Raw genomic sequence first — 13266 nt, 5'->3', positions numbered from 1 at the left:
GCACGTAGTAACCATCAAGATCAGCGATCAAAGGATTCAAAAACGAAAAACCCCACGGCTAAAAACACCCACTCGAAAGGTGAGGTGCAGGCACCGTGGAGGTCCGGGGGGCTCGGCCCCCCGGGAATTATGGTGAGCAAGCCATGGTCCAGGCGTTCCCTGGACACACTGCGCCCACTTGCGAGCGGATGACGGGATTCGAACCCGCGACCCTCACCTTGGCAAGGTGATGCGCTACCAGCTGCGCTACATCCGCGTGTGTTGCTCTGCTCCGGCACTCGTTTGAAGCAGTGGAACAACCATACACCGACCGTCAGTAGCGGTTTTGACCCACCCCTCCAGGTGCTTCGGTGTCACGCCTGGCGTACAAGGGGTGACGACGGCTGCATACCTCCGTATGGTGTCCCCATTCGACCGAATGGTGAGTCCTTCGGGGAGGAGGTGCCTGGCCGGATGACCGAGCAGGGCACGGTGCCGCTTCAGGCGGCCTCGGAATCCGACGAGCAGGCATTGCTCCAGCGTCTCCGTGATGGGGAGGACGCGGCCTTCGGCGAGCTTTTCGAACTTCACGCCGCGGCGGTGCGGCGGCTGGCGCGCAGTCTTGCCTCCGATCGGTCGGAGGCGGAGGACATCACCGCCGAGACTTTCTTCCGGGTGCTTCAGGCGTTGCGCCGGGGTGCCGGGCCGCGGGACTACGTGCGGGCGTATCTGCTGACGGTGGCTCGCCGGGTTTCGTGGGAGTGGCACGGCGCGCGTCGTGACGTGCCGGTGAGCGACGACGAGCTGACTTTCCGGGCCGGGGCCGGGGCGGACACGCATGCCCGGACGGCGGAGCATTCGCTGATCACGACCGCGTTCACGAGTTTGCCGGAGCGCTGGCGTTCGGTGTTGTGGCAGACGGAGGTCGAGGGCGAGCAGCCGGCCATGGTCGCGCCGCATTTCGGGTTGAGCGCGAACGCGACGGCGGCGTTGGCGCGGCGGGCGCGGCAGGGGCTGCGCGCGGCGTACCTCCAGGCGCATCTGTCGGTGAACCGCGGGCCGGATTCGTGCCGAGCGGTGGTGGAGAAGCTGGGCGGGTTCACCGCGGGCAGCGTCACCGGGGCCGAGGCGCGCCGGATCAAGAGCCACCTGATCGGGTGCCAGTCCTGCCGGGCGACGCACGACGAGCTGCGTGACGTCTGTTCCTCGCTGCGCGCGCACGCCGGTGTGGTGGCGCTGCTGGTGCCGGCGGCCGTCGGTGCCCACGCGAGCGGGGCGTTGTCCGGGTTCGCCGCCTCGGTCAAGGGGCTTCTGCTCGGGTCGAAGGTGAAGGTCGGCTTGGCGGTGGCGTCGACGGCGGCCGCGGGCGCGGTCGGGATCGTCGCCGGTCCGGCCGTGTTCGGCACCGATGTCACGCACACGGTCGGTCTTTCCGGGGGTGGGCTGCCGGAGCTGGCGCTGCTGCCGGCGCAGGTCGCCCCGCCGACGCACGATCAGCCGATCGAGATCCCGCCGCAGCGGGTCGCCGAGGACCAGCTGCACGGCAAGGGGTCCCAGCCGTCCGAGACCGGGCGGGGGCCGAGCGCCGAGCTCGGCGCTTCCGACATGCCGAGCCTGCCGGGTGTGAACACGCCGGGGAAGGAACAGGGCGGCGGTGACGTGGTGAAGCCGCCGACGGAGCCCGAGGGCAAGCCGTCGCACGTGGAGACCGCGCCGCGGAACGAGGTCCCGGACACCGGCACGAACCAGACCACCTCGAAGCGGGACGACATCCCGCCGGAGCCGCTCGGTCCCACCGAGGAGACGCTGAGCCCGACGACCACCCGGGACTCGACCGCGCCTTCGGAGTCGAACACACCGGAGTCGACGACTGACCCGGACGGGTCTTCTTCACCGGTGACGGGCACTCCCGAAAGCAGCACCGGGACGCCGTCGGAAGACGAGCCGAGCCCGGTGAAGCCCACTTCTCACTATCCGGAACCGGGTGTCGACTACCCGACGTGCCCATAACGCCCGAGCGGGCATATCGCCCACGAACTCTCGCGAATCCGGCCGCCATCACGGTACGGTGGAACTCGCTCACGACGAGCGAGCGGCCGCGCGGGAGGCGACTGAATGAACCGGCTGGTGCACGGCGAGGACGGCCGTGACTGGGTGGTCCGAGCCCAGATGGAATGGCGTGCTCCCGCGACAGCGGACGATTTCGAGCACGACGTGGCGGGCAGCTACGGCCCGGGTATCGCGATGATCGCCGTGACGGCGCTACTCGCGATCGTGCTCATCATGTGGACACCCGCCGACGTGATGATCCCGTCCTGGGTTCCGCTCGCGCTGCTGCTGATCGCGCTGTTCTTCCCGCTGCGGTGGATCCTGCGCCGTCCGTGGACCGTCGTCGCCGAGACCGAGGGCGATCTGGCGGGGGACAGGCCGTCCGAGCGCTGGGTGGGCACCATCCGCGGCATGTTCACCGTGCGCGGCGAGGTCTCGAAGATCACCAAGACCATCCAGAAGCACTCGCTGCCGGATTTCGACGGCCCGTTGCACCCGGTGGAGTAGTCGCGGCGGCCTGAAAGCGCGAGACTGGGGCCATGCCCGAGTTACCCGAGGTCGAAGCGCTCGCTCACCACCTGCGTGAACACGCGGTGGGCAAGACGGTCTTCCGTGTCGACGTGTCGTCCCTCAGCGTGCTGAAGACGGCGACACCGCCGTGGACCGAGCTGCACGGTCGCGAGGTCACCGGGGCAGGCCGGTTCGGCAAGCACCTCGACCTCGTCGCCGGGGATCTCCACCTGGTCGTCCATCTGGCGAGGGCGGGCTGGCTGCGCTGGTCCGACGCGTTGTCGCCGACGCCGCTCAAACCCGGCAAGGGGCCGATCTCGCTGCGCGTCCACCTCGACGCGGCCGCCGGGCCGGGGTTCGACCTCACCGAAGCGGGTACGAAGAAGGGCCTGGCGGTCTGGATCGTGCGTGACCCGGAGAAGGAGGTCGCCAGTATCGCGCGGCTCGGGCCGGACGCGCTTTCGCTGGATCGCACGGGTCTCGAGAAGCTGTTCACCGGGCGCACCGAGCGCTTGAAGACGGCGCTGACCGATCAGTCGCTCATCGCCGGGATCGGCAACGCCTATTCCGACGAGATCATGCACATGGCGAAGCTTTCCCCTTACGCCACAACAGGAAAGCTGTCCAAAGGAGCGCTCGACGGGCTTTCGGAGGCGATCCGCGAGGTGCTGACCAGTGCCGTGACGCGTTCGGTCGGCCAGTCCGCGGCCCGGCTCAAGGGCGAGAAGCGATCCGGGCTGCGGGTGCACGCGCGGACCGGGCTGCCGTGCCCGGTCTGCGGCGACACGATCCGCGAGATCTCCTTCGCGGACAAGTCCTTCCAGTACTGCCCGACCTGTCAGACCGGCGGGAAGCCCCTCGCCGACCGGCGGATGTCGCGCCTGCTGAAGTGAAACGCGGCGATCAGCAGAGCGCGGCGGCGACCGCGGGAAGCGGGCTGCTCGGCAGCGGATTCTCGTGCGCCACGTCCTTCGCCAGGTCGTACACGTTCAGCGCCAGCACGATCTGCTTCGAGCCGTCCTCGGTGCTCATCGAGACGCTGTAGAACCCGGGCCCGGCCCCGGTGTTCCCCCAGACCGTCTTCGGCCCGCCCGGGCAAGGCAGGTTGATCGTCTCCACACCGGCGCCGTACGCGCCGAACTTCCCGGACGGCACGAGCCGCTCGAGTTCGGCCTGCTGCGCGGGTTCCAGCAACCGTCCCGCCAGCAGCGCGCGATGGAACGTCGCGAGATCGCCGACGGTCGAGACCATCGCGCCCGCGGTCCAGTCGTACGACGGGCTGAACACGGTCATGTCCTGTCCGCTCAGGTCGTATCCGTGCAGATGCGGGCCGCGCAGGAACGGCGACCGGAGCGGGAAGTACGTCCGGCCGAGGCCGAGCGGGTCGAGGACCCGCCGCTGGATCTCCTCGCGGACGTCGGTGCGGGTGACCTTCTCGATCACCTTGCCCAGCAACAGATAGCCGGTGTTCGAGTACTTCACGCCGGTGCCCGGAGCGAAGGAGGGCGGATCGACGAGCGACCGCCGGATCACCTCGGACGGGGTGTAGACGTAGGCCCGGTTCCCCTGGACGAGGTACGGGTCGAAGAAGTGCGGATCCAGCGGGTCGTGCACGCCGCTCGTGTGGTTCAGCAGCATGCGCAAGGTGATCTTTTCCGGTGCGTAGCCCGGTCCTCGCACGACGCCGGGCAGCCGCCGTTCGATCGAGTCGTCGAGTGAGAGCGCGCCTTCACCCACGAGTCGCAGGACGACGGTGGCGACGAACGCCTTGGTGTTGCTGGCGATCCGGAACCGGTGGTGCGGCCCCGCCGGCTCGCGCGTGGCCGGGTTCGCGAACCCGGCGCCGAACCGCGAGACCGCCTCACCTTTCCGGACCCAGGCGACCGCTGCCGGGAAACCCCCTTCGGCGACCAGGTTCCCGACCGCCGCGCGCACCGGATCCCCGGCCGCGGCCGCCGTCCCCGCCGACGCGCCCGCCAGCAGGACCCCTGCCAGCGCGCCCGCCGCGAGTTTCCCCGATCCGCGCATTGTGTTCCTCCCCCGGAAGCGATTGCCTGCGCACAGTCTTCCGCCGTGCCACGGGGAGTGACCATGGGGAGAACCGCCCGGTCTTGGGTAGGGTCGGCCCCACCCTCAGCTGTCACAACTCAACGGAAAGTGGGGAGCAGGCCTTGCACCCGGTTGGTCGAGCGCAGAGCATGGACGCCGTGTCCGGGCTCGATATCGCGCAGATCATTCCTTGGGGTGTCGCGGCGCTGCTCGCGGTCCTCGTGGTCGTCCTGCTGATCAAGCTGAGGCGCCCCGCGAGCATCGTCGAGAACGCGGTACTGCAGGCCGTCCACCGGATGTCGAAGGCGACACCGGACCTCCGCGAGGGGCTGGACGAAGGGGTCGCCGACAAGATCACCAGCCAGTTGCTGGAGATGCTCGACTGCGTCGCCGTCGGCATCACCGACAGCGAAGGCACGCTGCTGTCCTGGGACGGCGAGGCCAACGACCACTACGTCGACCTCGTCGACGCCATCGGCAACGCCATCCGCAAGCACCGCCGCGAGGTCGTCGCGCACGACAAGATGCCGTGCAACCACCGCGGCACCTGCCGGATGCGGACCGCGGTGATCGTCCCGCTGATCGTCGAGGGCGAGACCGAGGCGGCGCTGCTGGTCGTCGGGCGCACGCGCGGGCGGCTGGTGCAGATGGCCGACGCGGTCGCGCAGTTCGTCTGCACCCAGTTCGAGCTCGCGCGCCTCGACGAATCGAAGAACCAGCTCCAGCAGGCGGAGATCAAGGCGCTGCGCGCGCAGATCTCGCCGCACTTCGTCTACAACGCGCTCAACACCATCTCGTCGCTGATCCGGACGGACCCGGAGGAAGCGCGAGAGCTGCTTCAGGACTTCGCGGACTTCACGCGCTACTCGTTCCGGACCTCGGGCATGTTCACCTCGCTCGCCGAGGAACTCCGCAACATCGACCGGTACCTGACCATCGAGAACGCCCGGTTCGGCGGTCGGCTCGAAGTGCGGATGAAGATCGCGCCCGAAGTGCTTTCGGTGGTCGTCCCGTTCCTGATCATCCAGCCGCTGGTGGAGAACGCGGTCAAACACGGCCTCGCGTCGAAGCCTTCGGGCGGCTGCGTCACGGTGATCGCCGAGGACTACGGCGCCGAGGCGCTGATCAGCGTCGAGGACGACGGCATCGGCATGGAGCCCGCCAAGCTCGCGGACCTCCGCAGCCAGCACCGCACCGGCGCGCACGTCGGCCTCGGCAACATCAACCAGCGGATGCAGCAGGTGTTCGGCCGCGACTACGCGCTCATGGTCGAGACGGCGCCCGGCGCCGGCATGAAGGTGACCCTGCGGGTGCCGAAGTTCATGCCCGGTGTCCGGCCGAACCTGCCCGACTTCTCCGCCGACAGCGCCGCCGTCCCGCCCCAGGGCGGCCCGAACGAGTCCAGCGGGGTGAGCGGTTCGCGCAGCGGCGTGCTGCCCTCCTGAACGTCGGTAACCTGGGGGTATGAGCGTTGCGGACAAGCTGACCTCCCGTCTCCCGATGATCGGCGACCGGGGTGAGCGCAAGGACGTCGTCGCCGTGGTCAAGCTGCACGGGGTGATCACGCCGACCCCGTCACCGTTGGCCAGGGGGTCGATCAACCTCGCCGCCGTCGAATCGGCGCTGACCCGCGCGTTCGCGCACGAGCGGTTGAAGGCCGTCGCGCTGCAGATCAACTCGCCGGGCGGGGCGCCGACGCAGTCGGGCCTGGTCGCCGAGCGGATCCGCCAGCTCGCCGCCGAGAAGAACATCCCCGTCCTGGCCTTCGCCGAGGACGTCGCCGCGTCCGGCGGGTACTGGCTGGCCTGCGCCGCCGACGAGATCTACGCGCACCGGACGTCGATGGTCGGTTCCATCGGCGTGATCAGCGGCGGGTTCGGGTTCACCGGCCTGCTGGAGCGGTTCGGCATCGAGCGGCGGCTGCACACCGCGGGCGCCAACAAGTCCCGGCTCGACCCGTTCAGCCCGGAAAAGCCGGAAGACGTCGAGTGGCTGAAGAAGATGCACGGCCAGCTCCACGAACTGTTCGTCGACTGGGTCACCGAACGCCGGGGCGACCGGCTCTCCGGTTCCGACGACCTGTTCAACGGCGACGTCTGGCTGGGCGCCCGCGCGGTCGAACTCGGCCTGATCGACGGCGTCGGCTGCCTCCGCCAGGTGATCACCGAGCGGTACCCGGACGCCGAGATCTCGGTCGCCGAACCGAAGAAACCGCTGCTGGCGCGGCTCGGCATCGGCGCACCGGCGGCGGCGAGCGCGCTGCTCGACGCCGTCCAGCACAAGGCAGCCTGGAGCCGCTTCGGCCTCTGACCCGCGTGAAAGGAACGGCCCGGTCCTTCGTGGACCGGGCCGTTCCGCATGTCCGGGCCGAAGTGGATTCACCCGAACGGTGGTAGGCCTGAGTGGTTCAGACCAGGTCTCATATCGGACATACCGCTTTGTTGTGAACGGCAACAAACCTCGACAACGTTGACGAGGAGGCATGATGTCCGTTACTTCTCCCCGTGGGAAGCGCTGGAAAGTCGCGCTCGCCGCGATCCTGATCGCGGTCCCGACGGCAGGACCGGCGTCCGCCGCCGTCCCGCCCCCGCCGTCCGGCTGGACCACCGTGTTCACCGACGACTTCACCGGCGCCGCCGGTTCGCTCCCGTCGAACGCGAACTGGATCGTCGACACCGGCCACGCGTACCCCGGCGGCCCCGCGAACTGGGGCACCGGCGAGATCCAGAACTACACGGCGGACCCCGCCAACCTCGCCCAGGACGGTTCCGGGAACCTGCGGATCACGCCGCTGCGTGACGGCGCGGGCAACTGGACCTCGGCGCGGATCGAGACGCAGCGAGCGAATTTCAAACCGCCGCAGGGCGGCGCGCTGCGGATCGAGGGGCGCGTCCAGATGCCGAACGTCACCGGCGCCGCGGCGCTCGGCTACTGGCCCGCGTTCTGGGCGCTGGGCTCGCCGTATCGCGGCAACTTCTGGAACTGGCCCGCCGTCGGCGAATTCGACATCATGGAGAACGTCAACGGGATCAATGCGGTCTGGGGCGTGCTGCACTGCGGTGTCAACCCCGGCGGCCCGTGCGGCGAGACCACGGGTCTCGTCGGCAGCCGGACTTGCCCCGGCGCAAGCTGCCAGAGCGCGTTCCACACCTACACCTTCGAATGGGACACGAGCGTCAGCCCCAACGTGTTCCGCTGGCTGGTGGACGGTCAGCAGTTCCACGCGGTCGCCCAGAACCAGGTCGACGCGACCACGTGGGCGAACATGACCGAGCACGCGGGCTACTTCGTGTTGCTCAACCTCGCGATCGGCGGCGCCTTCCCGAACAACAACTCCGGCACCACCACTCCCGGACCCGGGATCGAGCCGGGGCATCCGATGCTCGTCGACTACGTCACCGTGCTGACCCGTGGCGCCTGAGCATCGTCCAGAGACGGGGCACGGCTAGGCGGTTCGTGTCACCGGAAAGGCGGCGGCACCGGCAACCCCAGGCGCGGGGGTGCCGGTGCCGTCCTTTTCGTTCGACTTTCGTGAAGCGGGCTGGACAAGGAACCCGGCAATGGGCAGGATGCGTCTCACTGTGAGTGCTCACGATGACACCCGGAAGCTCATTGTCCTGGCGGTGGACGATGAGCCTAAAGGGCTAGACGAACTCGTCCACTGTCTCCGGAACAGCCCGCACGTCGCCCTGGTCTACCCGGCGATAGACGCTTCGGAGGCGCTGCGCCTGCTGTCCGCCGACGACCCGCGGCTGGCCGATCGCAAAGCGCGGGGCCTGCCGATCGTGGACGCGGTGTTCGCCGACATCGACATGCCCGGCCTGTCCGGGATGGAGATGTCCCGCGTGTTCGCCGCGCTGCGCCCGTCGCCGGCGCTGGTGTTCGTGACCGGGCACGCGGAAGAGGCGGTCAACGCCTTCGACCTCGGCGCGCTCGACTACGTGCTGAAGCCGTACCAGCAGGATCGGCTCGACCGCGCGATCACCCGCGTGATCGACAAACTCGCCGCCAACGCCGCGCCGCAGTACGGTCACGAGGGCGGCCCCGGGCAGGTCAAGAACGACGACGAGGTCATCCCCGTCGAGCTCGCGGGCACCACGAAGCTGATCCCGCGCTCTTCGGTCCGCTGGGTCGAGGCGCAGGGCGACTACGCCCGGTTGTTCACCACCGACGGCAGCCATCTGGTCCGCATCCCGCTCGCGCAGCTCGAAGAACGCTGGGAGAAGGCGGGTTTCGTCCGCATCCACCGGTCGTTCCTGGTCTCGCTGCCGCTGATCACCGAGCTGCGCATGGGCCAGGGCGGCTACCAGGTCGTGATCGGCAACGAGGAGAAGGTGCTGCCGGTGAGCCGCCGCCACACGCGCGCGCTCAAGGACCGGCTGGTCGGCGCCAACCGGTCGACGTAGCGGCGGCACATGACCGACGACTTCTACCGGCGGGTCAACGGAGTTCGCGAACCGGACCCGACGCTCGGCAAGGGCAAGCCCAAGAAACCGGCACCGCCCGAGGGTGCCGCCGTCGAGCCCGTTCCCGGCGCGCCGAGCGGCCCGAAGCACGAACAGGCCAAACCCGAACATCACGCGAAACCCAAGCGGCAGCGGGTGATCCTCGCCGATCCGCGGCAGGCCACGAGCACCCTGCGATCCCGGGTCGAACTCGAAGAACAGACCAGCTGGGGAAAACTCCTGGTCCGGGATCTGGTGAAGATCCAGCTGCGGACGGCCTCCCTGCTGGCGCTGCTGGTGATGGTCACCCTCTGCTCACTGCCGGTGCTCTTCTACCTGATCCCGTCATTCGGACGAGTGATCGTCGTGGGCATACCGTTGCCCTGGTTGATCCTGGGCGTGGCGCCTTTTCCGTTCCTGTTCGGCATCGGGCTCTGGTACAACCGGCTCGCCGAACGTCATGAACGCGACTTCGTCGACATGATCGAGAACTGAGAGCGAACGATGGTGGACCCAGGTGAGGCTGACTCAGCCGCACGGTCTCGAAGCGCCCCGGCGCTGAGAGACTTCACCGTCGCGCGCTCTCTTGCGGCCGAAGGCCACGGAAACGCGGCGACAGGGCGCCTTCCCGCCTTCGCGACTCACCAGTATTGCCTCGCCCAGGCGACGCGTTTCGGTCAGCGCGCGATCAAATGACACTGAATCCGTGGGCCATGGCCGGCATAGTGCTGGTAGCGGTCCTGACCTTTTACCTGGGGCATCGTTCCTCGAGGTCGGCCGTCAGCACGCACGACTTCCTCGTCGCCCGGCGCACCGTGCGGTCCCGCCGCAACGCCGCCGCGATCTCCGGTGAGTACCTGTCCGCCGCGTCGTTCATGGGCGTCGCCGGCATCGTGCTCAAGGACGGCGCCGACGCGTTGTGGTTCCCGATCGGTTTCACCGCGGGCTATCTCGCGCTGATGCTGTTCGTCGCCGCGCCGCTGCGGCGGTCCGGCGCGTACACGCTGCCGGACTTCGTCGAGATGCGGCTGGGTTCGACGATGCTGCGCCGGGTTTCGACGGCGTTCGTGGTGTTCATCGGGATCCTCTACATGGTCCCGCAGCTCCAGGGCGCCGGGCTGACCTTGGCGACCATCCTGCCGGTGCCCGCCTGGGCGGGCGCGATCCTGGTGACCTGCGTGGTCGGGTTCAACGTGATCGCGGGCGGGATGCGCGCCATCACCGTCGTCCAGGCCTTCCAGTACTGGCTGAAACTGTTCGCCATCGCGGTGCCGACGTTCATCCTGTGCATCGTGTTCCTCGGCGCCGGCCCGCCGGGCGGCGCGCGTCCGCTGGGGCAGCCCGCGCCGCCGGCGTTCCCCGAGAACACCACGGTCTCGGTGCAGGCCGACGTCACGCTGAAGGTCACGTCGGTGATCGTGCTCGAGGCCTACGGCCAGGTGGAAGGCGCGCGTGCCAACGGTTTCGCGGTGTGGACGCCGGAAGCCGGGCACAAGGTCGCCAAGGGCACGACGCTGAAGTTCACCGCGGGCACCCCGGTCCCGGTGGTCAGCGACGCGCCGACGTCCAACGGCGACTGGCTGCGGCCCGGTTCGGGCAGTCTCACCGACCTGTTGCAGGTCTATTCGCTGATCCTCGCGACCTTCCTCGGCACCATGGGGTTGCCGCACGTCCTGGTCCGCTTCTACACCAACCCCGACGGCAAGGCCGCGCGCCGCACGACGGTGCACGTCCTGTTGCTGCTCGGGCTGTTCTATCTGTTCCCGACGCTGCTGGGCGCGCTGTCCCGGATGTACGTCCCGGAACTGCTGGTGACCGGGAAGACCGACGCCGCCGTCCTGCTGCTGCCGTCCGCCGTCCTCCCCGGGTTCGGGGGGCAGATCCTGGGCGCGGTGACCGCGGCCGGCGCCTTCGCGGCGTTCCTGTCGAGTTCGTCCGGGCTGCTGGTGAGCGTGGCCGGGGTGGTGTCCACCGACCTGCTGCCCGGCCGTGTCCGCGATTTCCGGCTGGCGACGCTGCTCGTGGCGCTGATCCCGTTCGCGCTGGCGGTCCTGCTGCCGTCGGAGGACCTTTCGCTTTCGGTCGGGATGTCGTTCGCGCTGGCCGCGTCGACGTTCAGCCCGTTGCTGCTGCTCGGGGTCTGGTGGCGCAAGCTCAGTTGGCCCGGAGCGCTGGCGGGGATGCTCGTCGGCGGCGGCCTGGTGCTGACCGCGCTGGTGGTCAACATCGTCAGCAAGTACACCGGCGGCTGGGCGCCGTGGTTCTCGAACCAGCCCGCGCTGATCACCGTGCCGGCGGCGTTCCTGACCACCTACGTGGTGAGCCGCGCGACCGGGTACGGGCGGCCGGACGACGTCCACGGCGTGATGCTGCGGCTGCACGCGCCCGATCCCCTCGGGTTCATGCGCGATCGCGCGGTCGCCCGCTTCGGTCAGGCCGAAGAGAAGACGCGGCCCACCGGTAAGGGACGTCACCGCAAGTAAAGTCACTCTTTCGAGTTCCGACTCTCTACGCAGAGTCGTCCCGTTCACTCAAATGGATTGCCCCTCTCGGGCCCTATGAGGGGCATGATCTTCCGTGACATCGAAATCACCGGATGGTGCGGTAGATGGGAGGTCCGAAGTGAGTGATACCGATCAAGACCTCGGGTCGGATCCGGAATCCGACTGGGAAAAGGTGCAGGCCAGTCCGGAATTCACCGAGCTGCGACGACGGCTCCGGGTATTCGTTTTCCCGGTCTCGGCCCTGTTCCTCCTCTGGTATCTGCTCTACGTGCTCCTCGCCGACTACGCGACCGCGTTCATGAGCACCAAGCTGTTCGGCAACATCACCGTCGGCCTGGTCTTCGGGTTGCTCCAGTTCGTGTCCACTTTCGTGATCACCGGTCTTTATGTCCGGTACGCGAACCGGAAGCTTGATCCGCTCGCCGACAAGATCCGGCACGAGGTCGAGGGGACCGAACGGTGAAAACGCTGGCAGCGGGCGTCCAGGGCAGCAATCCGGCGCTCAACATCACCATTTTCGCGGTATTCGTCGCGATCACCCTCGTGATCGTTTTCCGGGCGAGCCGGAATACGAAGACCGCGTCCGACTACTACGCCGCCGGGCGCGCGTTCACCGGCCCGCAGAACGGGATCGCGATCTCGGGCGACTACCTTTCCGCGGCGTCGTTCCTGGGTATCGCCGGTGCGATCGCGATCAACGGATACGACGGTTTCCTCTATTCGATCGGATTCCTCGTCGCGTGGCTGGTGGCGTTGCTGCTGGTCGCGGAACTGCTGCGCAACACCGGCAAGTTCACCATGGGTGACGTCCTGGCGTTCCGGATGAAACAGCGCCCGGTCCGCGCGGCGGCCGCGATCTCCACGCTCGCCGTCTCGTTCTTCTACCTGCTCGCGCAGATGGCGGGGGCGGGCGGCCTGGTGAACCTGCTGCTCGGCATCGAGGGGAACCTCGGCCAGGACCTGGTGATCGCCGTCGTCGGCGTGATCATGATCCTGTACGTGCTGATCGGCGGGATGAAGGGCACCACCTGGGTCCAGATCATCAAGGCCGTCCTGCTCATCGCGGGCGCGTTCGCGATGACGCTGTGGGTGCTCGGGAAATACGGCTTCAACCTCTCCGACCTGTTCCAGGCCGCCGTCGACAAGGGCGGCAAGGCGGGCGAAGCGCTGCTCGGACCGGGCAAGCAGTACGGCAAGACCGGTACGACGAAGCTCGACTTCCTGTCGCTCGGCATCGCGCTGGTCCTCGGGACCGCGGGGCTGCCGCACGTGCTCATGCGCTTCTACACCGTGCCGACGGCGAAGGACGCGCGCCGTTCGGTGGTGTGGGCGATCGCGCTGATCGGCATCTTCTACCTGTTCACGCTGGTGCTCGGCTACGGCGCGGGCGCGCTCGTCGGCCCGGAAGTGATCGCGAAGGCGCCCGGGACGACCAACTCGGCGGCGCCGCTGCTGGCGCTCGAACTGGGCGGCCCGGTGCTGCTCGGGTTCATCGCGGCGGTGGCGTTCGCGACGATCCTCGCGGTGGTCGCGGGCCTGACGATCACCGCGTCGGCGTCGTTCGCGCACGACGTCTACGCCAACGTGATCAAGAAGGGCAAGACCGACCCCGACAGCGAGGTCCGCGTCGCGCGGATCACCGCGCTGGTGATCGGGGCGGTCGCGATAGTCGGCGGGATCCTCGCGAAGAACCAGAACGTGGCGTTCCTGGTGGCGCTGGCGTTCGCGGT

General features: G+C 68.5%; 12 protein-coding genes and 1 tRNA gene. 11 read left to right on the top strand and 2 right to left on the bottom strand.

The window, feature by feature from the left end; translation table 11 throughout:
- Positions 1 to 183: 183 nt before the first annotated feature.
- Positions 184 to 256 (bottom strand) — tRNA-Gly (locus B0293_RS17400).
- A gap of 197 nt (positions 257 to 453) precedes the next feature.
- On the opposite strand from B0293_RS17400, the gene B0293_RS17395 reads away from it, so the two are divergent.
- The 3 genes from B0293_RS17395 to B0293_RS17385 all read left to right on the top strand — a co-directional run bounded on the left by B0293_RS17395 (position 454) and on the right by B0293_RS17385 (position 3431).
- Positions 454 to 1989, top strand: coding sequence for a sigma-70 family RNA polymerase sigma factor (locus B0293_RS17395; protein ID WP_005161588.1), 1536 nt, complete (start codon positions 454 to 456; stop codon positions 1987 to 1989).
- Between the two features lie 105 nt (positions 1990 to 2094).
- Positions 2095 to 2535: a hypothetical protein gene (locus tag B0293_RS17390; protein WP_005161585.1), complete on the top strand. Its 441-nt coding sequence runs from the start codon at positions 2095 to 2097 to the stop codon at positions 2533 to 2535.
- Positions 2536 to 2567: 32 nt separating this feature from the next.
- Positions 2568 to 3431 (top strand): Fpg/Nei family DNA glycosylase, encoded by an 864-nt coding sequence (locus B0293_RS17385; RefSeq protein ID WP_005161582.1) that lies wholly within the window; start codon positions 2568 to 2570, stop codon positions 3429 to 3431.
- Positions 3432 to 3441: 10 nt separating this feature from the next.
- Here the strand turns inward: B0293_RS17385 and B0293_RS17380 are convergent, their stop codons facing one another.
- Positions 3442 to 4566 carry a serine hydrolase domain-containing protein gene (locus B0293_RS17380; protein ID WP_005161578.1) on the bottom strand — a complete coding sequence of 375 codons (1125 nt, stop codon included), beginning with the start codon at positions 4564 to 4566 and terminating at the stop codon, positions 3442 to 3444.
- Between the two features lie 170 nt (positions 4567 to 4736).
- On the opposite strand from B0293_RS17380, the gene B0293_RS17375 reads away from it, so the two are divergent.
- From B0293_RS17375 to B0293_RS17340, 8 genes are all read left to right on the top strand, one after another.
- Positions 4737 to 6032, top strand: coding sequence for a histidine kinase (locus tag B0293_RS17375; protein WP_005161575.1), 1296 nt, complete (start codon positions 4737 to 4739; stop codon positions 6030 to 6032).
- Positions 6033 to 6051: 19 nt separating this feature from the next.
- On the top strand, positions 6052 to 6897 hold the full coding sequence (locus tag B0293_RS17370) for a S49 family peptidase (protein WP_005161564.1): 846 nt from the start codon (positions 6052 to 6054) through the stop codon (positions 6895 to 6897).
- A gap of 175 nt (positions 6898 to 7072) precedes the next feature.
- Positions 7073 to 8008 (top strand): glycoside hydrolase family 16 protein, encoded by a 936-nt coding sequence (locus B0293_RS17365; protein ID WP_005161562.1) that lies wholly within the window; start codon positions 7073 to 7075, stop codon positions 8006 to 8008.
- A 148-nt stretch (positions 8009 to 8156) separates the two neighbouring features.
- On the top strand, positions 8157 to 8993 hold the full coding sequence (locus B0293_RS17360) for a LytR/AlgR family response regulator transcription factor (RefSeq protein WP_039919023.1): 837 nt from the start codon (positions 8157 to 8159) through the stop codon (positions 8991 to 8993).
- 9 nt (positions 8994 to 9002) lie between these two features.
- Positions 9003 to 9527 carry a hypothetical protein gene (locus B0293_RS17355; protein WP_005161558.1) on the top strand — a complete coding sequence of 175 codons (525 nt, stop codon included), beginning with the start codon at positions 9003 to 9005 and terminating at the stop codon, positions 9525 to 9527.
- Between the two features lie 197 nt (positions 9528 to 9724).
- The gene (locus B0293_RS17350; protein WP_039919003.1) at positions 9725 to 11515 is read left to right on the top strand and encodes a sodium/solute symporter; all 1791 of its coding nucleotides are present in this window, start codon (positions 9725 to 9727) and stop codon (positions 11513 to 11515) included.
- A 139-nt stretch (positions 11516 to 11654) separates the two neighbouring features.
- Entirely contained in the window at positions 11655 to 11999 is a 345-nt protein-coding gene (locus tag B0293_RS17345) for a DUF485 domain-containing protein (RefSeq protein WP_005161549.1), read from the top strand.
- The coding region (locus tag B0293_RS17340) for a solute symporter family protein (RefSeq protein ID WP_077241327.1) at positions 11996 to 13266 on the top strand (1271 nt) is incomplete at its 3' end. The genes B0293_RS17345 and B0293_RS17340, both read left to right, overlap by 4 nt.

The organism is Amycolatopsis azurea DSM 43854, from assembly GCF_001995215.1.
Taxonomy (GTDB): Bacteria; Actinomycetota; Actinomycetes; order Mycobacteriales; family Pseudonocardiaceae; genus Amycolatopsis; species Amycolatopsis azurea.
The sequence above is the reverse complement of the archived record's forward strand: the minus strand, read 5'-3'. Positions and strand labels throughout refer to the sequence as shown.